Raw genomic sequence first — 22387 nt, forward strand, 5'->3', positions numbered from 1 at the left:
GTCTCCTTTTTTACAAGGAAACTCTCTTTGATTCTACATCGCCCGATAAAGGTAAATTTTCCAGGCAGAGGTTTTCGACACAAATACCTTATCGAGGGACAATCGATTTTCTACTGCATTATCAATAGGAAGGGCAGAAAAAATATAGCGTCCTCCCATCTTCTTAAAAACCTTGGTATTTAAGTCTAAATGTTTTAAATGCCTTTTTGATTCTTTTTTAAACATCTGGCCCCTTTTCCCTAGTTCTCCTGATAAAATGTAACAGCGGCCGCCCCACTGATCAAAGTACCTTCGAATTATTTTGTTTTTTGCCAGCTCCTTTTCGATAATTTTTCTAAACTTATGTTTATAGCTTAGCGGATAAAAATTATTATAGGTATCAAGGGTATAAAAGCCATTATACTGGGCGACAGCAGGGTGAATACCGATGCTGGCAACTCGATACTGATCCTGTGGCAGGGCGATGTGCTTCTTAATCTCTTTAAATAATTCTTGGGCGTAAAATTGCTTGACTGTCGGTTTATTGTGATAAACAATTTCATCGTTATATATCCCCAATAGCAAAATTTGCAACGCGGCCAGCCCCTTAGCCATCTGCGCCCATCTGATACTTTGAAGTGAAATGATTTTTAATGCCAATGCAAAACTGACATAGATGATAAGGGGTCTTAAAAAGTGGTAGCGGGCAAAATTAAATGTATCTAAAAAATGAAACTTCTTAGTTACGGGCAGCCAGCCCTCGTAAAACCAAAATGCATACCAGAATGAGAGCACCATATTCAGTGCCAATAAACTCACAAAAATTTTCTCCTGCCTCCAGAGCTTTTTAGTACAAACCAAATAAAAAGCAAGCAGAAGTGCAGGCAGTATAAACCATGTATGAACGGTCATTACATGGGTATGTCCAAAAATAAAATTTTTCTCAGCCAGTCTTACCGCTCCCCAAAAAGGCATATAGGTATGGAAATATTCATCCCGGCTGTTCGGCTCATTTCTAACTAAAAACGAGTACATTAACCGATACTCCACCAGCATATAAATGGACGTCATATAACCAACCGAAAACAAAAACGGGATGCTCCACCCTTTTCCCCTGATGACATCTAACAGCCAAAAGATTCCCATAGCACTTAAAAAGAAGAAAAATCCTAATACCATACTCGAGTAAAACGGTAGTAATGTCAGTACAAGAAAATGTTTCCATGATCCTTCGCCTTTACGTATGGATAGGAATGCCCATAAAGCCAGGGGCATCCCTAATGTACTAAGCATTCCTGAAGGCCAAAAAGGAGTTAATGAAAACGCGAGTGCAGTTAAGATGTTTAGCGGCAGCCATCTTTCATCCGGAAGCATATGTTTTTTTAATAATACATACATTCCGAGGAAAGCTGTCACCCTTGTTAAGACTTGACTCAGTGCATAAGCCGTCATGGTTGGCAACAGCGTATAAAGCCAAATCATGATACTAAATTCTGTCCCGAAAGCATTTCTGGGCAAGATCCCATTTATAATTTGCGGTATAGCTCCGTTAAGGCTGCCAAATAATTGGCCGCTTTTGGCCAGCACCTTATACCAGGCCAAATTAGAATCTAAATTATCGTGTATTCGAATATGTGCATTTTCTTGAAGGATTAATAGGGGAGAAAGATAGACCGCAAGAACAACTAAGGAAAATAGGATCCAACGACGCTCTTGTTTTGAGTTAACAAACACTTCTGCACCTCATTGGTCAAGATTGTATACGTTTATAAAATTTACCAATGGTCGTATGTTTATTCTATGCGTTCTGTTAAACATGGCTGATGATCTCTCCTTCGATCTTCTATTGGAATAATTAAAAACGTTCTTTAATATAGGTTTTTAATTAAAAAAACCCTTCCAGCTGGAAAGGGTTTAAAACTTCATTGAGGTTGTATTGTATGTATTTAAAAGGAGATCCAGTTTTTGGCTGCATTGAATGACAGATGGATTCGAAAGGCCAAAAACTTGGGCTAATTGAATCATTTCCATTCTCGTTTTCTCGATATCTGCCAGCAATGATCTTTTCAACATTTCCATTTTGTCAGCCCCCACCTTCCTCTTTATTACTACAGTAATATCACTTACAATAATTTATTTTTGTGGTAAAAACAAGAAGATAATATTGAATGTTTTGTGAACTTTAGAATTTATAATGGATTTCCTCTTTTTGGCGAATAATAGATTAAAACATGTTATGGGATGATGGATTTGCCAAATAGAGTTTATATCAGTTTCCTAAGATTGCCGCTTCTAGTCCGGATTCTTTTCATCGCACTTCTTGTATTTCTTATTTTCGGTATTTCTATACATTTTTTGGAACCGGAAACATTTCCTTCGGTTTTTGATGGTATTTGGTGGGCCATAATTACAGCTTCCACGGTTGGCTATGGCGATTATGTGCCTAAATCTCTATTAGGAAGAATGACAGCTCTAGTTTTAATTTTGTTTGGGGTTGCTTTTGTTTCCTCATACTTTGGAACATTAGCCGCAGCAGCAGTCACGAAGCAGGATGCTCTGTCTGAAGGGAAAATTCCTTTTAAAGGAACTAGCCGGCATATCATTATTGTCGGCTGGAATGAACGGTCAAAAGAATTAATTAGCAAGCTTATTAATACGAATAACCCGCAAATGATTGTCCTGATAGATGAAACCCTTGAAACAAACCCTGTAAAGTCCCGGTTTGTTCATTTTATTCAAGGAAAAGCACATGTGGATGAAACGATTATGAAAAGCGATATAGAATCTGCCGAGAAGGTACTAATTACCGCTGACCGCGGAAATGACGAGCTGCAGGCAGACATGAATAGCATACTTACACTGCTGACTATTAAAGGGATCTGTCCAAGTGTAAAATGTATTGTGGAAATTCTCACCTCAGAACAGTTCATCAATGCCGTAAGGGCAGGTGCAGACGAGGTCATTCAATCCAATAAGCTGACAAGTGTATTTATGGTCAATAGCCTGCATTCAAACGGTGACGGTCTTTTATCGGATGTTGTTAGCCAGCTTGAGGAAAAGAGGTTATCACTCATTGCGCTTCAAGAAACTGACATCGGGAAAAGCTTCCGAGAAATCCATGATAACTTGCTTTTAAGCGGTTATCTATTGATTGGTATAAAAAGAGGAGAGGAAACCTTGCTTCATCCTCCCCACGCGCTTGACATTCTAGCCGATGATCAGCTGATCGCTTTTAAGTAAGCAGTATTGTCTCTATACGTTCTACCAGTGACTTTCCCCTGTCAACTTCGTGGCTGGGGAAGTTTCCATCCTTATCAATCGGCTCTTGAAACTGATTGAAGCTTCCAGAAATTGCGCCTGTCTTTCCTTCTTCATCAATTCCCGGCTCATATACATGCGACAGGAGAAATGGTCGTCCTAGCTCCACTGTACAGTCTCTAACATCAAGTTCGCCTTCGACTGCGGTAAAAGGCAGCCTTAAAAATTGATAGCCTTCTTGGTCATTCAGCTTATAATCAAAACACCCGTGATCATAATCCCAATTTCCGCCAATCGAAAAACCGATTGGTTTTAATTTTTGTTCAAGCTTAAATAAATCAAATTTCATACCTTCTATCTTTGACGGTATATCAATCACGTTTTTTCCCCCTTTAAAAATACCTTAACGTTAGCTTTTCCAATATGTAAGCTTTCAATAGAAGGCAAAAAAAAGAGTGCTGATCGCAATATAATCAGCACTCTTTAGCATTATAAACGTTTTTCTAGTTCTGCTTTTTTCTCTTCGTATCCTGGTTTACCTAATAAAGCAAACATGTTAACCTTGTATGCTTCTACACCAGGCTGATCAAATGGATTAACCCCAAGCAGGTATCCGCTCATGGCACATGCCTTTTCAAAGAAATACACAAGATAACCGAATGTATACTCGTCCAAAGTTGGAATGGTCACAATGAGGTTTGGCACACCACCATCAGTATGAGCCAGCATAGTCCCTTCGAACGCTTTGTTGTTGACAAAATCAACTGTTTTTCCAGCCAGATAATTTAGACCGTCCAAATCATTTTCTTCTTTTTCAATTGTCATCTCATGACGCGGCTTTTCTACTTTAATTACAGTTTCGAATAAGTCGCGGCGGCCTTCTTGTACATATTGACCAAGCGAATGCAAGTCGGTTGAGAAGTTTGCAGATGAAGGATAGATTCCTTTTTGATCCTTACCTTCTGATTCGCCAAAAAGCTGTTTCCACCATTCAGAGAAGTATTGAAGGTTTGGCTCATAGTTAATCAACATTTCGATCGTTTTTCCTTTATTGTAAAGGACGTTGCGAACAGCAGCATATTGGTAGGCCTGATTATCTTCAAGCTCGGAATGACTGAAATCATTTTGAGCTTGTGCTGCACCTTCCATCATCTTTTCAATATTGGCACCGCTCACGGCAATTGGCAGTAATCCAACAGCTGTTAAAACAGAGTAACGACCTCCGACATCATCCGGAATCACAAATGTTTCATAGCCTTCTTCATTGGAAAGGGTCTTCAGTGCACCTCTCGCTTTGTCTGTTGTCGCATAGATACGTTTGCGCGCTTCTTCTACACCATATTTCTCTTCAAGAAGTTTACGGAAAATCCGGAAAGCAATTGCTGGTTCAGTAGTTGTACCTGATTTGGAAATCACGTTTACGGAAAAGTCTTTTCCATCAAGAAGATCTATAACATCGCTCATATAACTGGAACTAATGTTATTTCCGACAAAAATAATTTGCGGTGTGCTGCGTTTTTCTTTCGGAAGGGCATTGTAGAAAGAATGCTGTAACATTTCGATCGCAGCTCTTGCCCCAAGGTAAGAACCGCCAATCCCGATGACAAGGAGAATATCTGAATCCGCTTTTATTTTTTCAGCGGCTTTTTGAATACGGGAAAACTCTTCCTTATCGTAATTGGTTGGAAGGTCTATCCAGCCTAAAAAGTCATTGCCAGCACCTGTTTTTTCATGAAGTGAATGATGGGCAACTTTTACTGCATCCCTTAAGTATGTAAGTTCGTGTTCACCAAAGAAGCTAAGTGCTTTTGAATAATCAAAACGAACATGTGTCATATTGTGACCTCCATAATGATATTTTCATTTCTCACTTTATCGAATGTCGCGAAGATTATCAAGGTCGGGAACACAATGAAAGCGCGTCCATTTTCGATAAAATTTTACAAATTTATTAAAAATGGCCCGGGAAGAGCCCGAACCAATAAAATTAGTACAAAGGATGACACGCCAATTTATAAGGAAGCACGATATATGGCTAAACAATCGTCACGATTTAATTTGGCGAAATTTCCAAACTCGCCGTTTTCCATCGCTCGATCTGCCATTAATTCCATCTTGCTGTCATCGATTTGATAATCAGCCAAGCGCGAAGGAGCACCGATACTGTTCCAATATTCGCGAAGTTTTTGAATACCTTCCAAACCTACCTCTTCAGCGCTTTTTCCTTCTGGATTGACTCCAAACACCCGAACAGCAAGTTGTTTAAAGCGCTCCGGTTTGACATGAAGGTTATGCTTCATCCAATTTGGGAACAGGATTGCAAGACCGCCGCCATGCGGGATGTCATAAACAGCAGAAACGGCATGCTCGAGATTATGTGTTGCCCAATCTCCTCGATAACCCATGTTAATAATGCCGTTTAATGCCATTGTTCCACAGTAAAGAATAGTGGCACGGTATTCATAGTTTTCCAGTTCATTTAGCAATTTTGGTGCTGTCTCCATGACAGTAATTAATAATGATTCACACATCCGGTCTTGATATTCCGTATGATCTGCCAGATGGAAATAGTGTTCAAGTGTATGTGACATCATATCTACAATTCCATAAATGGTTTGATTTTTTGGAACCGTAAAGGTATGTACAGGGTCCAAGATTGAAAATTTCGGAAAGGTTACAGGGCTTCCCCAGCCATATTTTTCATTCGTTTCCCAATTGGTAATAACGGATCCGGAGTTCATTTCCGATCCAGTGGCCGCAAGTGTTAAAACGGTTCCAAATGGAAGAGCGTCTTGTGCTATCGCCTTTTTAATAACAAGATCCCAAGGATCTCCATCATATTTCGCTCCGGCAGCAATTAATTTTGTACAGTCAATGACACTTCCTCCGCCAACAGCCAGCAAAAATTCAATTCCTTCTTGTTTGCATATTTCTACACCTTTACGTGCAGTGGTAATACGTGGGTTCGGTTCAACTCCCGGCAATTCAAATACTTGTGCTCCAAGCTCTTCTAAAATGCCTGTCACCTTTTGATAGAGACCGCTTCGTTTAATACTGCCGCCTCCATAGACGAGCAAGATTTTTTTTCCGTATTTTGGTACTTCATTCTTAAGTTGTTCAAGCTGGTCTTTTCCAAAAATCAATTTTGTTGGGTTTTGAAAGATAAAATTATCCATCACCATAACACCATCCTTTTCATTCTACATTATAGTTATTAGACGTTCATTTGCAAAAAAATAAGCTTCTAGAGAAAACTCACAATTGACGAGCCACTATGTGTGAAGACAGAAGCGGAGGTGCCAGCGGAAATACTTGCACAGGGAATGACAACTTGAGCGCTGATTTTCTACTATGGGGATGATGAAGGCTCTTGTCATCATCCAAGGACTTTCTGAATCCGTTCGAGTGCCCAGTCGAGTTCTTCTTTCGTAATGACCAGCGGAGGTGCAAAGCGAATAACCATATCGTGGGTTTCTTTGCATAATAACCCATACTCCATTAATTCTTCGCAATATTTTCTTGCTGGTACCGTTAGTTCTACTCCGATAAACAATCCGCGTCCGCGGACTTCTTTAATAATAGGGTTATTAATTTCTTTTAACTTAGTGATAAAATATTCTCCAAGCTCCAATGACTTTTGTGCAAGATTCTCTTCCTGCAGTACATCCAGGGCTGCAATAGATACAGCACAGGCCATTGGGTTACCGCCAAAGGTTGAACCATGCGATCCAGGGTTAAATACGCTCAAAATGTCTTTATTAGCGACGACACAGGAAATTGGAAAAACTCCACCACCTAATGCCTTCCCAAGAATATACATATCTGGCTCTATACCTTCCCATTCACAGGCAAACATTTTTCCAGTACGTCCTAAACCAGCTTGAATCTCATCCGCAATAAATAAAACATTATTTTGCTTGCATAGATCAAACGCCGCTTTCATAAAGCCTTCAGGTGGTATGATAATTCCTGCTTCACCTTGAATAGGTTCAATTAAGAATGCAGCTGTATTAGGGGTAATCGCCGCTTTTAAAGCTTCAAAATCCCCATACGGTACAAGCTTAATTCCAGGCAACATGGGCCCAAATCCCCGTTTATACTCTTCTTCAGAGGATAATGAGACGGCCGTCATTGTACGGCCGTGAAAGTTGCCTATACAGCCAATGATTTCTGCTTGATTTTCAGCAATGCCTTTTACCTCGTAGCCCCACCTGCGTGCCGCCTTAAACGCCGTTTCCACTGCTTCAGCACCGGTATTCATGGGAAGTGCCATTTCTTTATTGGTTAATTGGCAAATTTTCTCGTACCATGATCCCAGTTGATCATTATGAAAAGCGCGAGATGTCAGCGTCACTCTGTCCGCCTGATCCTTTAAAGCTTGAATGATTTTTGGATGGCGATGCCCTTGATTGACAGCAGAGTAAGCACTTAGCATATCCATATATTTATTGCCTTCCGGATCTTCTACCCAAATTCTTTCGGCACGAGTCACAACAATTGGAAGAGGATGGTAATTACGAGCGCCGTACTTCTCTGTTTTTTCAATTAGTTCTTTAGTTTGAACATTTGATGTCATAGAACATGTTCCTCCATTCATACGGATTATGTATTCGCTTTTATTGTAGCCGAGCACAGAAAAACAATGAAGAATTTTAACAAATTATTTTATATGCAATAAAAAAGCCTGGAAAAGGTCTCTCCTTTTCCAGACTTAAAAAAAGAACTATTTTCTAATTAAATCTTCACGTTGTGACTGATCGATCCATTCTTGAAGTTTCTCTTTTAACGTATTAAAACCTTGCTGACCTTCATCACCTTCTGAGATAATCGCAGCCGCTTGACGTCTGCGCGGCTTTTTCGCACGAATAACCTGCTGTTGTGCCGGAGGCTCTTCAGTAGCCTTAACGGAAAGGCCAATTTTCCCAGCCTCTTCATCAACTGATAGTACCTTTACCTTAATTTCGTCCCCAACCTTCAGGTGATCGTTGATGTCTTTTACGAAGCCATGAGTTATTTCTGAGATATGAACGAGGCCTTGTGTATTTTCATCCAATGCAACAAAAGCTCCATAAGGTTGAATACCTGTCACTTTACCTGTTATAATACTGCCCGTTTCGATTTTTCCTGCCATGTAAACACTCCTAAGATAAGATAAATTTATACCCTTATATACGCATTAAAAAATTATATCACAAGGAATAACTTAAATCAAAAAAGGACATGAAGGTCAAGTTGCTTCGTAATTTATTTGTAAAATAAAAGTCACAGAATCTTCAAAAAAGTAATAAAAAAGGTAAAGCAAGTTATGGTAAAATAATAGTGAGAAACTATCATTATCGAGAGAGGTGAATCGTATGAGTTCAATCGGTCAAACCATTAAGTCTGCTCGTGAATATCGTAATCTTACGCAAGAGGAACTGGCACAAAAAATGAGGATGGGCACAAACACGATTGAGAAATATGAATCTGGGGAGCAAGTTCCAAGTAATCAAACACTGTTAAAACTTTCTTCCGTCCTGGATATCCCTGCTTCAGAGCTTTTAAAACTGCAAGAATTTCATACAACCTCGCCAACCGACTTTTAAACCATTAAAAAGCGGTAAAAAAACCGCTTTTTTTATTTTTTTCTATATTATGGGTATATTAATGGGGCATTTTGGTAATCATTAAACCATAAGCTTTCTAGTATTCCCCCCTTTTTGAATGGACTGCCGTTAACGGTTGTCCATTTTTTTTTGTCTTTATATAGTGCAAGAATCTTCCGCTTTCACTAATAATAATTCCTTCGCTATTAGCAAACAGCTTTCCATTGGAATTTTCTGTTCGAATGAAAACTCATATATTTCTTGAATTCTTTCAGCAAGAGCAACTAAGTCATCTAATTCATAAACGGCTTGAATGACATCGGCAATTTCCGTTTCATAGCCGTCCGTTTTCAAATGGAAGGGATCCCATTCGTTTAACAGGTCAACAAATTTTAAATGGGTTTGAACCTCTTTTCTCATGTATCATCACCTTCTTGTTTATTAGGTATGGATTAGACAAGCATTTATTTAAGAACATATTCTGCTAAAACGCTTTGAAGTTCATAAATATTTAAATTCTTGTTAAACTGTTTTTGCAGCGGCAGGGCATTTCCTGAAATCCATATTTTCAACTCCGCATCCAAATCAAAGTGTCCGGCTGTTTCAATGCTGAAATGAGTAATATTTCGATATGGAATGGAATGATATTCGACCTTTTTTCCCGTCAGCCCTTGTTTATCTACGAGAATTAAGCGCTTATTTGTAAAAATAAACATATCGCGTATCAGCTTGTATGCCTTTTCTATTCTTTCATTAGGTGCTAAAATTTTGGCAAACTCTTTTTGCACTTCGGCGGCATTTACCTCAGAAGCGTTTCCCATCAGTCCATCTAAAAATCCCATACAAACTCCCCCTCCAAAACATCATAATTTGAGTATACATAATGATTCTAATAAAGAAAACTCACCAGCTGCGGTGAGTTTCTTATATTTAGTCAATCCATTCCGTATGGAAGGTTCCTTCTTTGTCGATGCGCTGATAGGTGTGTGCGCCAAAATAATCCCTTTGCGCTTGTAGAAGATTGGCAGGCAGAACTTCTGAGCGATAGCTGTCATAGTAAGCGAGAGCGCTTGAAAGACCTGGAACAGGAATTCCCGCTTTAATGGCAGTAGCCACAACTTCCCTTGCTGCATTTTGGTAATCAGCGGTAATTGATTGGAAATACGTATCAAGCAATAGGTTTTCCAAGTTCGGGTTGCGATCATAGGCATCCATTATATTTTGCAGGAATCCTGCACGAATAATACAACCGCCTCGGAAAATCTTCGCAATTTCCCCTGGTTTCAAATTCCATTTATATTCCTCGGAAGCAACCTTAAATTGTGAAAAACCTTGAGCATAAGATATGATTTTGCTGAAATATAGAGTTTTGCGAATTAGTTCAATAAATTCTTGTTTCGTTCCAATAAATTTATTTTCACTAGGCCCTTTTAACAATTTGCTGGCCTTTACACGTTCTTCTTTCATCGCAGAAAGGAAACGTGAAAATACTGACTCGGTAATCATTGATAATGGAACACCTAAATCAAGGGCACTTTGGCTAGTCCATTTTCCAGTTCCCTTTTGTCCTGCAGTATCAAGAATGACATCCACCAACGGCTTGCCTGTTTCCGGATCCATTTTTGTAAAAATATCTGCCGTAATTTCAATCAGGTAGCTATCAAGCTCACCCTTGTTCCATTCTTGGAAAACATGATGCAATTCTTCAACAGATAAGCCAAGGATCGATTTCATTAAATGGTAGGATTCGCAAATAAGCTGCATGTCCCCATATTCGATTCCATTATGAACCATTTTCACATAGTGCCCGGCACCATCTGGTCCAATATATGTACAACATGGATCTCCGTTTACTTTTGCTGAAATTTCCGTCAACAGCGGACCGGCTGCTTCATACGCTTCTTTTTGACCACTCGGCATAATTGCTGGACCTTTCAGCGCTCCTTCTTCACCGCCGGATACACCAGCGCCGATAAAGAGGATCCCCTTTTCAGCAAGTTCTTTATTTCGGCGGATCGTGTCTTGGAAAAAGGTATTTCCGCCATCAATTAAAATATCTCCTTTGTCCAAATATGGAACAAGTGATTGAATTGCTTTATCCGTAATCACTCCTGCATTTACCATTAACATAATTTTGCGTGGAGACTCTAAGGATTGAACAAACTCTTCAGTGTTCGCAGTTCCAATTATATTTTTTCCTTTATTATGCTCGAGAATCTCATTTACTTTTTCTGCAGATATGTCGTAAACAGCCACGGAGAACCCTTTGCTTTCAAAGTTTAATGCAAGGCTTCTACCCATTACGCCGACACCGACAACGCCAATTTGCTGCTTTGCCAATCTAAATCATCCCTTCAGACTATTTAAATAATTTTTCTCACAACCTACATTATATATGAAAAAATATTTCAAACAACTTTTTAATACTGTGCTCCTATTATTATTTGCCGAAAAAAAGAGTTCATTCTATTTTTAAGACTATGTTAAACGTGACTTTTGATTTAACCCAGCCTGCTTTAAGTAGCAGAGGCCGCTGTCAGCATTTTCATTAAGTGTTCAAGCATTTGTATGCCTGAAAGTTGTTTTGTTCCTCCGCCTTGAGCGAATGTTTCATTTCCGCCGCCTTTACCATTGATCAGAGGTAATGCAGTGTTCATTAAGACTTTCATGCTTTCTGTTCTGCCCGTTCCTCTTGCACAGACAAGCTGAAGCTGTGCCTCATGCTCTGACACAAGAATCACGATAACGTCCTCCCTTTCTGAGGTCAAAAGACGTGCCAGTTTTTGCAGCTCTTGAATAGAGCGATCTTGAAAAACCTCGCCGACAATGGAACAATTCCCCCCCAAAAGTTCCTTTGCTTCATAGGTTAAAAGCTTGTCATGTTCTTGTTCGATTGTCTTCTCTAATGATTTATGATGATCGAGCAGGCGCTGAACAGCATTTTCCATCTCCATTTCCGGTGTATTCAGCAGTTTTGTTAAGGCAAGCAGCACCCTTTGCTTCTGTTCGAGCTGGCGGATGACTCGTTCACCGCATACAAACTGTACACGTACTTTTTTCCTCTGCCGTTCCCAAGCTAATATTTTAATCGCTCGAACCTCACCAGTGGTTTTCGGGTGTGTTCCTCCGCAGCCGTTATAGTCAAAATCCGGGATGATGACAAGACGGATATTCTCTTTCACCTTTGTTTCTTTACGAAGCGGGTAATGTGATAGTTCTTCCTCTGTCACCCATTTCGTCTCCATTCTTCGGTTCTCAAGAATGATTTGATTGGCCAATTCCTCAGCACGTAATGCTTCTGCTTCTGACAACTGCTCTGTATCAAGGTCAATCGTAACGACTTCCGTTCCGAGATGAAAACTGACAGTGTTATAATCAAATAATTGTTCGAATGAAGCAGATAAAATATGCTGGCCGGTATGCTGCTGCATATGGTCAAATCGCCTTTGCCAATCAATCACTCCACATACTTCTTGACGGATGTCATCTAAAGGCTCATTCAGGTAATGGCGGATTTCTCCCTCGATTTCTTCCACATTGAAAACATTTTTGTTATCCAATTTTCCCATATCATGAGGCTGGCCGCCGCCTGTCGGATAAAATGCTGTTTTTTCCAAAACAACATACCAGTCACCATTTGCATCCTGTACTTGCCTTACAGGTCTGGACGTGAATGAATTTATGTAAGCATCTTGATAATACATTTTATACTCCATGCAGTGCATCTCCATTTGCTTCAAATTTACATTGCTAAAATCATTTTCGGCAAAAATTACAAATAAATCAAGGAAGAATAACGACCTGTTCCTTAAGGTAGAAGGAACAGGTCACTTGAGATGATTTTAAATGAATTATTTCTTTCCTTTACGCTGCGGAAATTGTCCTGGCATTTGTGTTTGGCTGCTTGGCGGGAAACCAGTCATTCCTGACGGTAATCCTGTTTGTGGAGTTGTTCCACCAAATGTGTGCCCTGGTTGTGGAGCTGTTGCACCGAAGGGATGTCCTTGTTGTGGGGTTGTTGCACCATATGGATATCCTGGATAATGATGGTGATGGTGATAATACCCATATGCAGGACCATATGGTGGATGACCTCCCATCATGTGGGGAAATCCTGTTTGCGGGTAGCCACCCATTTGCGGATAGCCTGTTTGAGGATAGCCGCCTGTCATGTGAGGATATCCTGTCTGCGGAAAGCCCGTTTGCCCTGGGAAACCGCCGGAATATTGTCTTTTTTCCATGTAATTCGCCTCCTAATAGTCGTCTTCAAGTTTAGTGTATGTCTCACTATTTGGATAAGCTTAGGTTTTCACCTATAAAAATAAAAATGGGCTATTCCCATAATAGGAATAAACCCTTTAAGCAGATGATATAAGACTATCTAGCCGGCCGTTATTTTTGATTGTTTTTTGAAATTTCCCCGCAGGCAATACCTTTGCCAGAATGGCCATCCGGCTGCGACATACCGTCATCTTTTTTCGTTGTAAGGATGAGGGCTGTTCCATCTTTTGTTAATAATGTATTCATTTCTCCTTCCTTCATCGTGACATTTGGAGCCATTACATCAACTTTTACAGCCCCTTCATCATCTACGGTTAAGTTGGGGAGATCTCCTGCATGGGCTCCCGCAGGATTGAGCAGACCATGTTTTTTATCCTCTGGGTTTAAATGTTTCCCTGCAGCTTTAAATGATGGTGCCATACATTTTCCTTTTTCATGAATATGCAGAGCATGAACGCCTGGAGGAAGCCCCTTTAGGTCCACTGATAGTTTAACGCCTCTTGCCTGCTCGGCTAGTTGTATGGTCCCAAGTGCTTTCCCTTTTGCATCGATCATTTTAACATTCATATGGGTGATGTCAGCTTTCATACAACCGGAAAGAAGCAACAACGGAATCAAAATCCAGCTTTTCTTCATACGCACCCTCCTCAAATCGGCAATTTGCGTATAGTTTGAGCCAGGGGACATTCCATTATACAAGAAAGCTAAAGAAACTCACCAACTGTCGAGCCCGTTAGGGAGAAGACAGAGGCGTAGTTCGCCGAAAAGCAAAACTTTTCGACTGTGAGGCTAATGCTCACGGAGCATTCCTTAGTGCACTTATGCCTGATAAGAATGTTATGCTTTCCTATCGGCCAAAAAAAGAACAGTCAACCTTGTTAACTGTTCTCCTGAATGGAATCACGCTTCTTTAATTGTTCCTCGAATTCTTTTGCTTTTTCTTCTTCACGTTTTGAAATTTTGATGATAATCCTCATGGTAATAAAGGCTAAAAGCATAAAAAAGGCTAGGCTGATCGTCGCTGGAATATAATCTGATTTGTCCTGAGGAAAATACAGGAAATCAGACAGCACTAGTGTTTGAAACATCTTTTTTCTTCCTTTCTTTCATAAAGGATCTTTACTAATTATACCAATAAAAATAGTTTCAAACCAATTTAACGATTTTTTCCAACGATTATTTTATAACCTTTATTGCCTTGATAGTTACGTCTTTTTTCGGCTTATCCTTTGCGTCAACAGGTGTATTCGCAATTTTATCAACAACATCCATACCCTCGATTACTTGGCCAAATACGGTATAGTGCTGGTCAAGCCATGGAGTCCCACCATTTTTCTCATAAGCCTCCATTATTTCTTTCGGATATCCAGCCTGTTCCATTTGTTCTTTCAGCGATGAATCCAGTTTTGGATTTTGTACAATAAAGAATTGGCTGCCATTCGTATTTGGTCCTGAATTAGCCATTGCCAATGCTCCGCGAATATTAAACAGGTGATCGGAAAGCTCATCTTTAAATGGAGCTCCCCAGATGCTTTCTCCGCCTGTTCCATCGCCATTCGGATCTCCGCCTTGGATCATGAAATCCTTGATAACCCGGTGAAAGATAAGACCATTATAATATCCCTTTTCACTATGTGTTACAAAGTTCTCCACTGCTTTAGGAGCATACTCAGGAAATAATTTTATTTTGATAGAACCAACGGATGTATCGATCTCTACCACCCGATCCTTATCGGCCACTTCCTTTGTAAGCTGAGGATATCCTTCGTTTGACACTGCTTGATCCCCTTTCTTTTGCTCGGTCTTTGATGCAGTAGTTTTAGGTGTTGTATCTTCCTTTTTCATGCTTGTCCCACAGGCAGCAAGAAATAGAATCATTGTGCATAAAACAGCTAAGATTTGTAAGCTCTTTCTCAATTATTTTCCCTCCAATTTTTCAATTTAAACGAAATGAAAATATTTTTACACTCTATTTTAAATTTATTATTTTTCATTATAAAATGAAAGTGATAAGGAGATGAGTTTATGGAAGAACTGCAAATTGGGACAACTGTTACTGGTATTTATAAAACGGGGAAATATATAGGAGAAATAACTGATGTTCGTCCACAGCATTATTTAGTAAGAGTTCTTGGGGTTATGAAGCATCCTATGCAAGGTGATTTACACAGTCCAAAAGAGGCGGATGTGATGTTCTTTCACGAAAGGAAGGCACTCAGCTTTCGGGAACAAGCCAACATCCCAAAACAAATGGTTAAACCGTCTTCTGAAGAAGTTCCCGACTATTTAGATTCCTTAAAATCAGCAGTCGTTAAAATGAAACAAGAGTTGGCAGAAGACTCTTCAAAATGGGCGGAATTAAGCCTGAAAAACCTGGAATCATTGGAAAAGGAATATTTCAAAGCCTAAACATATCAAGGCCAAATCCGTTAAATTGATTTGGCCTTTTATGCGAACTCATTTAAGAACTTGGAAAAATCGATACGATCGCCGATTGTAGTTGGTTTTGGTTTTTCCAGATATCTTTTATCCTTTTCCACTAGTTTGAATATATTATAGGTAGTTAAGGCATCGTCAAGCGCCCGGTGATGCCGGCCTGTCCCCTCCTTGCCATATTCCTGTACAGCTTTCCAAAGGCCTGTTTGATTTTGATCGCCAAAGAAACGCTTATATTCCATGGATAGGTCTAATTCCGCTGCCTGGAATGGAAATGGTGATCCAGAAGCAAGGCAGTTTTGGCGCAGTACCTTCATATCCATATTTCCCCATGTGACAATTGTCGTTTCTAAATTACTTTTATTAAATCCCTCCAGTTTCTGGATTAATTCGTAAAAAGATAATCCCGTGTCAACTTGCTGCTGTGTAATATGTAGGAAGGATTTGCACCGGTCAGTTAATTTCGGAAATTTTAGCGGCTTAACAAAAGAGGAAAATTGCTCAGTAATTTGATCTCCTACAACCGCCACAATTCCGACTTCAATTATTTCCGCAAAAAAATCCTTCATTTTGACGTGTCGTTCTGGCATTGTAAACTCAAAATCAATAAACAAATATTGCCGCTTTGTATTCATTACCTCACCACCTTTAAAATGGAATTAATCTTACTACAGTATATTGAAAAACCTGTACAAAAAATTGTGCTATTTTGCTATTTTTCTTACGATCATTATATCATGAATAAATGGCGAATTTTTTTAATTTTTCTATAACAATAGAAAATAAGGGAAAGTAAAAATACCGCCCCTTATTCCACATATTTTTATTTATGCCTTTTAATCACAGCCATTGTGCATCTAGAGACACAAATAAGGCGGTCCATTTCATCCGTTATTTTGATATCCCAAACCTGAGTTGTTTTACCTTGATGCAATACGGTTCCGACAGCGGTAACCATTCCTTCCGATTTCGGCCTAACATGGTTGGCATTAATTTCAAGGCCTGCCACTGCTTCAGTTTCCTGATTTACAAGTTCATAGGCGCCAATACTAGCAACTGTCTCTGCCAAGGCAACGGATGCCCCTCCATGAAGGATACCAAAAGGCTGGCGCGTTCGTTCATCAACGGGCATTGTTGCGACAGCCTTTCCTTTTTCCAAAGTAGTAATTTCAATACCTAGAGCCTCAATTAAAGTATTTTGAATCATTTTTTCCCCTCCATATGTAAATCGCTTCTCATTTATTAATTTATTCTCTGTTTTTTCTTTTTTTCCTGTTCATTCCCATCATGCTCGTAAAATATGTAAAAAACAGCTCCAGAAAGAGCTGTTTTCGCATTCAATAATAACCTGGAAATCCCATTGGCGGATAACCCATCCCCGGATATCCGAAGGGTGGATAACCATAAAATGGCCGCGCTCCAAAGGAAGCACCAATTCCCCCGCCTAATAAACCTCCTAAAAAGCTAAGTCCTCCTATAGCTAACGGCCATCCCCAAAGAGCACCAACAAATCTTTGATCAGGCACTGGGTACGGGCTACGATAAGGGTACATGAGCTTTACCTCCTTTTCCTGTATACTTGCCTACACTAATACATATGCGAATCAACAGGAAATGGAGTGGGCTGCATTTAAAGAAAAGCTCGCCGATTGCAAGCCTCTTTAAGGCGAAACAGTGGAACAGTCTTTATACCCGAAAGAAACGATCTAACAAGAAAGAGCCTCTGTAAGGATACCCGAGACTCTCTCTATTATGATTATTTAATTGGCTCAAACCTTTCCACAAATAAAGCAAGTGTACGCACCATAACACCAGTAGCACCTGCAGGTCCAAGTTCATGGGCTTTTGATGTTGTGGCAGTTCCGGCAATATCCAAGTGTACCCAAGGGGTATCCTCTGCAAATTCACCGATAAAAGCACCAGCAACAATTGCATGTCCTTCGCTGCCAGGCGAATTGTTTAAATCAGCGACTTTACTGCTTCTTACCCGTTCCTTTTCACTTTCAAATAGCGGCAGCTGCCACATTTGTTCTCCAGCTTCCATCGCTGCCTCTAAAACTTGTTCATATAAAAACTCATGGTTGGTCATCGCTCCGGTTGTGTTCACTCCGAGAGCAGTAATCACACCTCCTGTTAAGGTGGCCGCATCTATTAAATACTCTGCACCATGATGCTTTGCATATGTTATGGCATCTGCCAGGACCAGACGGCCTTCAGCATCTGTATTTAATACCTCGATTGTTTTTCCGCTCATCGATGTTATCACATCATCCGGTTTAAATGCACCACCACTAATCATATTATCAGTGGAAGGGATAACGGCAACCACGTTCTGTTCCGGTCTTAATTCACCTATGATTTCCATAGCACCTAGAACAGCAGCAGCACCCCCCATGTCCGTTTTCATCCCAACAATACCTGCTTTTGTCTTAATCGAATAGCCTCCGGTATCAAAGGTAATGCCTTTTCCGACAAGACCAATTACATCTGTCCATACATCCTTCCCTTGATATTTTAAGACAATCATTTTCGGCGGTTCATCAGACCCTTGGTTAACAGCAAGAAATGCTCCCATTCCCAACTTTTCAATGTCCTGTTTATCTAATATTTCCAGCTCAAATTGGTATTTTTCAGCAAGCTCTTTTGCATATACCGCCATGTCGGTTGCCGTTAACAGATTTCCTGGCGTATTCACAAGTGTTCTAGCAGTATTCGTTCCTTTCCCGAAAGCATAGCCTATATGTAGTGATGCAAGTACTTCTTCCTTCGCTGCATAGTCAGAATAGATGAATAATGTTTCCAGCCTTTTCTCCGGCTCATTAGACTTTTGTTTATACCCTGCGAATTCGTAGGTAGATAATGAAAACGCTTCACTAAGTGCGTGCGCTGCGTCTAAATGATCAAGCTTTTCCGTAATAAAAGAATCCAAGTATATCGCTGCTTCTGATAGTTTATTTGTCTTTACTTCTTTAAACACCTTGCCAAACGCTTTTTTTAACTGATTGAAGGACAGATCCTTTTCCTTTCCCAGCCCTACAAACCAGATTCGTTTGGAACTAATCTTTCCAAAACTATGTACTTTCGTTATACTTTTTAATTTTGCCGATAGATCACCGGATTTTGTTAGTTCTGTCAAATGATTAGCAAATGCCTCATCAAATTTTGCCAGGATACCAGAAAACTTTTCTGGTTTGTCAAAAACCCCAATAATTAAGCCTTCATGCTCTGACTGCAAATCTATTTCATGTTTTATCTCAAACATTTCTTTCACCTCCATTTCATTATATCGAAAGTGGCTATTTATTTCGACTTTCTAATCATTTTCTAAATATAGCCATATTTTAGGCAGTTTTGGAAGTTCATTTGCTGCTTCATAGGGAACACGATCGATATCCTTCGGAAAAGTCTCCAGACTTTTCTCTATAAACGGATAAACTTTCTCTAAATCGAGTCCCCAATATTTCGGACGATACTCCTGCAAATAACGGTAAGCTGTTTCCATCATGACCCGTGCTCCTTTGACATTCCCATATTCATAATGATAAATAGCCACACTCATTTGCAGCAGCCCCTTTAAGAATAGATTAGATTTATCAGTCATCCACATCTCTTCAAGGAGATCGTGGCATGTGTAATAATCTCCCTCATTAAAACTAACAAAAAACTCAAAGTACTCCAGCGGATAATCATCCATGGTTTGTTTCCCCTTTAATTTCTTCATTGTTCATCATTATTTTAAAGAAAAATGACATAATAAAAAACAGGCAACTGCGCCTGTTTTTCTATCTTTTTTCAGATTTCATATATTGCTGGCGAAATACTTGCATGGATTTATCTTCATTAAGTGCTCGCAGCTGTCCTTCTGTTAATGTTCCATTTCCTTTTTGAACAACATATACATCCAGCTTTTTCTTTCCCCATTGACTATAGACATCATGGACGGTTTCATAATATAAGTCAAGATGTTCGCCTTTAATCGCCCCACCTTTATCGGCTACAACCCCATAGCCGTATCCAGGAATAAATAGGATGGTGCCAATTGGGAAAACGGATAAATCGGCTGCGATGGTCGAGAATAAATCCCGCTTGACTTTAACACCTGAATAAGTAATACCATATTCAGGATGTCCTTTACTTTTACCAGTCGATTCAGCCCCCGCTGTGTAGCCTGTTGCTGTTACAGTAAATTTGGGATATTTAGACCAATCAATTGCATTCTCCAGAGAAACAGCTGTTCCAGAGACAGTTTCAATTGCCGATATCTTATGCACCATTTGTGAAAATAATTCTTGTGCTTTTACACCAGAAATGGACTGAAACGTCGCGATTAATGCCATGATAAATAGTAAGCTCATCGTAATTCGTTTTGTCCACTTGTTGATCTTATTCATCAAATTTTTCACTCCTCCAAAATATTCATTCCCAAGATGGGATGAAATATTCATTAAAAAGAGGATATTTTTTCCTGAATAAAACCAAAATTCAGTTGGAAAAATAAAAAGACTTGCTGCAAAATGGCAGTAAGTCTTAAAACATTTGATAGCCGCTTTTTCTTAATAGCTTGATGGTAAAACCGGCAGTAATTGCCCCTGCCAAGCCGCTTGACAGAATGATAATATCTGCTGCCGCCAAAGAGACCACCCTATGGCCCAAATCAAGAAAAGCTGCTTTTGTATTTGTAAAATATTCACTAAAAGGAACTTTATCAATAATGAAAATAACAAAAATCGGATAAACCGTTACCATTACCCATGACATTCTTAGCAGCATATTTAAAATAAAACCGATTCCAAAAAATAATACAAAAAAAAGTACGATTGATATCATCAGGACCACAATGCTCATGTGCATGGCAAAAATTCCTCCTTTATCCATCCAATTTTAGTCTACTTAATGGAACATATGGAGTCAACCAAATAAATGCAAAAAAATAGCCCTTCGAAAATATTCGAAGAAGCTTACCGCCGCTCTCTTATCATTTTTAAGACTCCTTTTTCTTACCCGTTCCCTCACAGGATGAACAAGTTTCAGAACCCCCAAGTAATAATTGAAAATAACCTGTTCCAGAACAGTAATCACATTTTTTCGTATCAAGACTCTTAACAGTCATCTTAACTCCTCCTTTTATATTAACTTAATATTCTGATAATATAACAAGAATTCTCTTAAAAGAAAAGGCCTAAAATTAAGCAAAAAACCTATAAGAAAACGGATACATCGCCTTTTATCTTCTATTTTCTTGTTAACACTTAAATTTTCTAAAAATTCAAAAACAATGGACAAAAAAACAAAAAAGGCAGCAATAAGAGGTTTTTCCTCTCATTGCTGCCTTATCCATTAACTAATTATAGAACATTAAATTTTCCTTTTTTAAATACAAGGCCAACCCCGCCAATCATGTATAGAGCACGGTTATCAACCATTTTCTTCATGAAGGAAGCTTTTGTACCTGTTACCTTTTTACCGAATACAACGCCAATAGCATCATGCTCACCAAGGGAGCAAACTGTACCTTTGTTGTCAAACTTAAAGGTTTCCAACTCCGTTTTATTACGAATTAATGCAGCAATGTTACGTGCACAGCATTCGCCTTGCTGCATGGAAATTTGTGCAGTCGGTGGATATGGACGGTTAATTTCTTCATTGATGACAAGTGAGCTGTCGCCAATAACGAATACATTATCCATACCAGGTACACGAAGGTCAGGCTGAACTTTTACACGTCCGCGCATTGCTTCAAAGCCGGACTTTTCAATAATGGAGCTTCCACGTACACCCGCTGCCCAGACAACAGTACCAGCTTTAATTTCACGTGGTTCTTCATCGCCCTTCGCCACTATAATACCCTCAGGAGTAGCTTCTTTAATGGCAGTGCCAATTAAAAACTCTACGCCTTTACGCTCTAATGTGGAAACTGCGTATTGAACTAATTCTGGGTCAAATCCTGGTAATACAGTCGGAGCTGCTTCAACACAAATGATTTTTACTTTATGTGAATCAACATCATATTCATGGCATAATTCAGGAATCCGGTTTGTTAATTCACCTAAGAATTCAATTCCGGTAAAGCCGGCACCGCCAACCACGATTGTTAAGCGATTTTCGTCTTTCTCTTCTTCCATGTTATAGGTTGCGAATTGGTATTCAATATGTTCACGCATTTGTCTTGAAGAGTTCACGTTCGTAATACCAAATGCATATTCTTTTAAACCTTTGATGCCAAAAGTTTCCGGCTCGCCGCCAAGAGCAACAACCAAGTAATCATAGTCGATTTCGCCGTTTTCTAATAAAACTTTATTTTCATCTTTCTTGATTTCAACTACAGTTCCTTGAACAAACTCAACCTTATTTCGGTCAATGACATCACGGATATCATATCGAACTTTATCATGGTGCAGCGTACCAGCAGATGCCTCATGTAACCATGTTGTTTCGTAATGATAGTCATTTTTATTGACTAAGACGATATCTGCTTCATTAACTCCTACATGCTTTTGTAACCTTACTGCTGTCATTAATCCGCCATATCCGGCACCAAGAATAACTATTTTAGGCTTTCTCAATGTAATCACATCCACCTTTTTTTTATATCCTCTTTTTTTTATCTTCCACTGCTTTACTCATTTTTATTTTACTTAGCAAGAAAACGTTTGTGATATACTTCACGAACTAGAGTACAATTAGAGGAATGACTGCACATTTCAAGCAAATGGAAAAAGTTCACCATTTCACTAAGTTGCATAAATGAAAATAAGCCGTTCAAATAAATGTGCTTATTTTGTCACTAAATCTTAACAATATATCCACAATACATCTTATGCTACTTTAAGCTTATTTTCAAGCGGTTT

General features: G+C 39.3%; 27 protein-coding genes. 3 read left to right on the forward strand and 24 right to left on the reverse strand.

The features are described 5' to 3' along the window. Nucleotides 1-33 precede the first annotated feature (33 nt). Both HPT25_RS02545 and HPT25_RS02550 read right to left on the reverse strand, forming a co-directional pair. Complete coding sequence (locus HPT25_RS02545; protein ID WP_173059483.1) at nucleotides 34-1713, reverse strand: DUF6044 family protein; 1680 nt, start codon at nucleotides 1711-1713, stop codon at nucleotides 34-36. A 180-nt stretch (nucleotides 1714-1893) separates the two neighbouring features. After that, on the reverse strand, nucleotides 1894-2058 hold the full coding sequence (locus HPT25_RS02550; RefSeq protein WP_246277124.1) for an aspartyl-phosphate phosphatase Spo0E family protein: 165 nt from the start codon (nucleotides 2056-2058) through the stop codon (nucleotides 1894-1896). 162 nt (nucleotides 2059-2220) lie between these two features. On the opposite strand from HPT25_RS02550, the gene HPT25_RS02555 reads away from it, so the two are divergent. Next, the gene (locus HPT25_RS02555; protein ID WP_312857261.1) at nucleotides 2221-3219 is read left to right on the forward strand and encodes a potassium channel family protein; all 999 of its coding nucleotides are present in this window, start codon (nucleotides 2221-2223) and stop codon (nucleotides 3217-3219) included. Here the strand turns inward: HPT25_RS02555 and HPT25_RS02560 are convergent. The 5 genes from HPT25_RS02560 to yugI all read right to left on the reverse strand — a co-directional run bounded on the left by HPT25_RS02560 (nucleotide 3212) and on the right by yugI (nucleotide 8368). After that, nucleotides 3212-3616 carry a YugN-like family protein gene (locus HPT25_RS02560; RefSeq protein ID WP_173059489.1) on the reverse strand — a complete coding sequence of 135 codons (405 nt, stop codon included), beginning with the start codon at nucleotides 3614-3616 and terminating at the stop codon, nucleotides 3212-3214. The genes HPT25_RS02555 and HPT25_RS02560 overlap by 8 nt on opposite strands. 110 nt (nucleotides 3617-3726) lie before the next feature. Continuing rightward, nucleotides 3727-5073 (reverse strand): glucose-6-phosphate isomerase, encoded by a 1347-nt coding sequence (locus HPT25_RS02565; RefSeq protein ID WP_173059492.1) that lies wholly within the window; start codon nucleotides 5071-5073, stop codon nucleotides 3727-3729. A gap of 176 nt (nucleotides 5074-5249) precedes the next feature. Beyond that, entirely contained in the window at nucleotides 5250-6413 is a 1164-nt protein-coding gene (locus HPT25_RS02570) for an iron-containing alcohol dehydrogenase (protein ID WP_173070823.1), read from the reverse strand. Nucleotides 6414-6613: 200 nt separating this feature from the next. Continuing rightward, entirely contained in the window at nucleotides 6614-7813 is a 1200-nt protein-coding gene (locus tag HPT25_RS02575) for an ornithine--oxo-acid transaminase (protein ID WP_173059495.1), read from the reverse strand. 147 nt (nucleotides 7814-7960) lie between these two features. Then, on the reverse strand, nucleotides 7961-8368 hold the full coding sequence (gene yugI, locus HPT25_RS02580) for a S1 domain-containing post-transcriptional regulator GSP13 (RefSeq protein WP_173059498.1): 408 nt from the start codon (nucleotides 8366-8368) through the stop codon (nucleotides 7961-7963). Nucleotides 8369-8591: 223 nt separating this feature from the next. Between yugI and HPT25_RS02585 the strand changes: the two genes are divergently transcribed. After that, nucleotides 8592-8822, forward strand: a complete 231-nt coding sequence (locus HPT25_RS02585; protein WP_173059501.1) for a helix-turn-helix domain-containing protein — start codon at nucleotides 8592-8594, stop codon at nucleotides 8820-8822. 156 nt (nucleotides 8823-8978) lie between these two features. Here HPT25_RS02585 and HPT25_RS02590 read toward each other — a convergent pair whose 3' ends face one another. The 8 genes from HPT25_RS02590 to HPT25_RS02625 all read right to left on the reverse strand — a co-directional run bounded on the left by HPT25_RS02590 (nucleotide 8979) and on the right by HPT25_RS02625 (nucleotide 14981). Further along, nucleotides 8979-9242: a DUF1871 family protein gene (locus HPT25_RS02590; RefSeq protein WP_173059504.1), complete on the reverse strand. Its 264-nt coding sequence runs from the start codon at nucleotides 9240-9242 to the stop codon at nucleotides 8979-8981. Between the two features lie 44 nt (nucleotides 9243-9286). Further along, the gene (locus HPT25_RS02595; protein WP_173059507.1) at nucleotides 9287-9664 is read right to left on the reverse strand and encodes a PH domain-containing protein; all 378 of its coding nucleotides are present in this window, start codon (nucleotides 9662-9664) and stop codon (nucleotides 9287-9289) included. 88 nt (nucleotides 9665-9752) lie between these two features. Then, nucleotides 9753-11162: an NADP-dependent phosphogluconate dehydrogenase gene (gene gnd, locus HPT25_RS02600; RefSeq protein ID WP_173059510.1), complete on the reverse strand. Its 1410-nt coding sequence runs from the start codon at nucleotides 11160-11162 to the stop codon at nucleotides 9753-9755. A gap of 176 nt (nucleotides 11163-11338) precedes the next feature. Next, the gene (locus HPT25_RS02605; RefSeq protein ID WP_376767969.1) at nucleotides 11339-12547 is read right to left on the reverse strand and encodes an alanyl-tRNA editing protein; all 1209 of its coding nucleotides are present in this window, start codon (nucleotides 12545-12547) and stop codon (nucleotides 11339-11341) included. 126 nt (nucleotides 12548-12673) lie between these two features. After that, nucleotides 12674-13063, reverse strand: coding sequence for a polyadenylate binding domain-containing protein (locus HPT25_RS02610; RefSeq protein ID WP_173059515.1), 390 nt, complete (start codon nucleotides 13061-13063; stop codon nucleotides 12674-12676). 151 nt (nucleotides 13064-13214) lie between these two features. Beyond that, entirely contained in the window at nucleotides 13215-13739 is a 525-nt protein-coding gene (locus HPT25_RS02615; protein ID WP_173059517.1) for a superoxide dismutase family protein, read from the reverse strand. 242 nt (nucleotides 13740-13981) lie between these two features. Continuing rightward, on the reverse strand, nucleotides 13982-14191 hold the full coding sequence (locus HPT25_RS02620; RefSeq protein WP_173059520.1) for a hypothetical protein: 210 nt from the start codon (nucleotides 14189-14191) through the stop codon (nucleotides 13982-13984). Between the two features lie 88 nt (nucleotides 14192-14279). Further along, entirely contained in the window at nucleotides 14280-14981 is a 702-nt protein-coding gene (locus HPT25_RS02625) for a peptidylprolyl isomerase (RefSeq protein WP_173070825.1), read from the reverse strand. Nucleotides 14982-15128: 147 nt separating this feature from the next. Here HPT25_RS02625 and kapB point away from each other — a divergent pair, with 147 nt between their 5' ends. After that, a complete protein-coding gene (kapB, locus tag HPT25_RS02630) occupies nucleotides 15129-15512 on the forward strand; it encodes a kinase-associated lipoprotein KapB (RefSeq protein ID WP_173059523.1) in 384 nt (127 codons plus the stop codon). Nucleotides 15513-15550: 38 nt separating this feature from the next. Here the strand turns inward: kapB and kapD are convergent, their stop codons facing one another. From kapD to HPT25_RS02675, 9 genes are all read right to left on the reverse strand, one after another. Then, nucleotides 15551-16174 (reverse strand): 3'-5' exonuclease KapD, encoded by a 624-nt coding sequence (gene kapD / locus HPT25_RS02635; protein ID WP_173059526.1) that lies wholly within the window; start codon nucleotides 16172-16174, stop codon nucleotides 15551-15553. 188 nt (nucleotides 16175-16362) lie between these two features. Beyond that, nucleotides 16363-16746, reverse strand: a complete 384-nt coding sequence (locus HPT25_RS02640; protein WP_173059529.1) for a hotdog fold thioesterase — start codon at nucleotides 16744-16746, stop codon at nucleotides 16363-16365. Between the two features lie 130 nt (nucleotides 16747-16876). After that, nucleotides 16877-17092, reverse strand: a complete 216-nt coding sequence (locus HPT25_RS02645) for a hypothetical protein (protein ID WP_173058269.1) — start codon at nucleotides 17090-17092, stop codon at nucleotides 16877-16879. A gap of 203 nt (nucleotides 17093-17295) precedes the next feature. Continuing rightward, nucleotides 17296-18801, reverse strand: a complete 1506-nt coding sequence (locus tag HPT25_RS02650; RefSeq protein ID WP_173059532.1) for a leucyl aminopeptidase — start codon at nucleotides 18799-18801, stop codon at nucleotides 17296-17298. A gap of 51 nt (nucleotides 18802-18852) precedes the next feature. Then, nucleotides 18853-19233, reverse strand: coding sequence for a DUF309 domain-containing protein (locus HPT25_RS02655; RefSeq protein WP_173059535.1), 381 nt, complete (start codon nucleotides 19231-19233; stop codon nucleotides 18853-18855). An 88-nt stretch (nucleotides 19234-19321) separates the two neighbouring features. Then, on the reverse strand, nucleotides 19322-19930 hold the full coding sequence (gene spsC / locus HPT25_RS02660; protein ID WP_173059538.1) for a stationary phase survival protein SpsC: 609 nt from the start codon (nucleotides 19928-19930) through the stop codon (nucleotides 19322-19324). A gap of 136 nt (nucleotides 19931-20066) precedes the next feature. Continuing rightward, complete coding sequence (locus tag HPT25_RS02665; RefSeq protein WP_173059541.1) at nucleotides 20067-20390, reverse strand: YuiB family protein; 324 nt, start codon at nucleotides 20388-20390, stop codon at nucleotides 20067-20069. A gap of 130 nt (nucleotides 20391-20520) precedes the next feature. Next, nucleotides 20521-20649 carry a YuiA family protein gene (locus tag HPT25_RS02670; RefSeq protein ID WP_173059544.1) on the reverse strand — a complete coding sequence of 43 codons (129 nt, stop codon included), beginning with the start codon at nucleotides 20647-20649 and terminating at the stop codon, nucleotides 20521-20523. 235 nt (nucleotides 20650-20884) lie between these two features. Next, a complete protein-coding gene (locus HPT25_RS02675) occupies nucleotides 20885-22102 on the reverse strand; it encodes an NAD(P)/FAD-dependent oxidoreductase (protein ID WP_173059547.1) in 1218 nt (405 codons plus the stop codon). Between the last annotated feature and the right edge of the window lie 285 nt (nucleotides 22103-22387).

It is taken from the genome of Neobacillus endophyticus, assembly GCF_013248975.1.
GTDB classification, from domain to species: Bacteria; Bacillota; Bacilli; order Bacillales; family Cytobacillaceae; genus Neobacillus; species Neobacillus endophyticus.

Excerpts from the sequence above, each read along its gene's own strand:
- HPT25_RS02550 (WP_246277124.1), bottom strand. The coding sequence starts at position 2,058 with ATGGAAATGTTGAAAAGATCATTGCTGGCAGATATCGAGAAAACGAGA.
- HPT25_RS02555 (WP_312857261.1), top strand. The coding sequence starts at position 2,221 with ATGATGGATTTGCCAAATAGAGTTTATATCAGTTTCCTAAGATTGCCG.
- HPT25_RS02565 (WP_173059492.1), bottom strand. The coding sequence starts at position 5,073 with ATGACACATGTTCGTTTTGATTATTCAAAAGCACTTAGCTTCTTTGGT.
- HPT25_RS02570 (WP_173070823.1), bottom strand. The coding sequence starts at position 6,413 with ATGGATAATTTTATCTTTCAAAACCCAACAAAATTGATTTTTGGAAAA.
- HPT25_RS02575 (WP_173059495.1), bottom strand. The coding sequence starts at position 7,813 with ATGACATCAAATGTTCAAACTAAAGAACTAATTGAAAAAACAGAGAAG.
- yugI (WP_173059498.1), bottom strand. The coding sequence starts at position 8,368 with ATGGCAGGAAAAATCGAAACGGGCAGTATTATAACAGGTAAAGTGACA.
- HPT25_RS02585 (WP_173059501.1), top strand. The coding sequence starts at position 8,592 with ATGAGTTCAATCGGTCAAACCATTAAGTCTGCTCGTGAATATCGTAAT.
- HPT25_RS02590 (WP_173059504.1), bottom strand. The coding sequence starts at position 9,242 with ATGAGAAAAGAGGTTCAAACCCATTTAAAATTTGTTGACCTGTTAAAC.
- HPT25_RS02595 (WP_173059507.1), bottom strand. The coding sequence starts at position 9,664 with ATGGGATTTTTAGATGGACTGATGGGAAACGCTTCTGAGGTAAATGCC.
- HPT25_RS02605 (WP_376767969.1), bottom strand. The coding sequence starts at position 12,547 with ATGCACTGCATGGAGTATAAAATGTATTATCAAGATGCTTACATAAAT.
- HPT25_RS02610 (WP_173059515.1), bottom strand. The coding sequence starts at position 13,063 with ATGGAAAAAAGACAATATTCCGGCGGTTTCCCAGGGCAAACGGGCTTT.
- HPT25_RS02615 (WP_173059517.1), bottom strand. The coding sequence starts at position 13,739 with ATGAAGAAAAGCTGGATTTTGATTCCGTTGTTGCTTCTTTCCGGTTGT.
- HPT25_RS02620 (WP_173059520.1), bottom strand. The coding sequence starts at position 14,191 with ATGTTTCAAACACTAGTGCTGTCTGATTTCCTGTATTTTCCTCAGGAC.
- HPT25_RS02625 (WP_173070825.1), bottom strand. The coding sequence starts at position 14,981 with ATGATTCTATTTCTTGCTGCCTGTGGGACAAGCATGAAAAAGGAAGAT.
- kapB (WP_173059523.1), top strand. The coding sequence starts at position 15,129 with ATGGAAGAACTGCAAATTGGGACAACTGTTACTGGTATTTATAAAACG.
- kapD (WP_173059526.1), bottom strand. The coding sequence starts at position 16,174 with ATGAATACAAAGCGGCAATATTTGTTTATTGATTTTGAGTTTACAATG.
- HPT25_RS02640 (WP_173059529.1), bottom strand. The coding sequence starts at position 16,746 with ATGATTCAAAATACTTTAATTGAGGCTCTAGGTATTGAAATTACTACT.
- HPT25_RS02645 (WP_173058269.1), bottom strand. The coding sequence starts at position 17,092 with ATGTACCCTTATCGTAGCCCGTACCCAGTGCCTGATCAAAGATTTGTT.
- HPT25_RS02650 (WP_173059532.1), bottom strand. The coding sequence starts at position 18,801 with ATGTTTGAGATAAAACATGAAATAGATTTGCAGTCAGAGCATGAAGGC.
- HPT25_RS02655 (WP_173059535.1), bottom strand. The coding sequence starts at position 19,233 with ATGGATGATTATCCGCTGGAGTACTTTGAGTTTTTTGTTAGTTTTAAT.
- spsC (WP_173059538.1), bottom strand. The coding sequence starts at position 19,930 with ATGAATAAGATCAACAAGTGGACAAAACGAATTACGATGAGCTTACTA.
- HPT25_RS02665 (WP_173059541.1), bottom strand. The coding sequence starts at position 20,390 with ATGCACATGAGCATTGTGGTCCTGATGATATCAATCGTACTTTTTTTT.
- HPT25_RS02670 (WP_173059544.1), bottom strand. The coding sequence starts at position 20,649 with ATGACTGTTAAGAGTCTTGATACGAAAAAATGTGATTACTGTTCTGGA.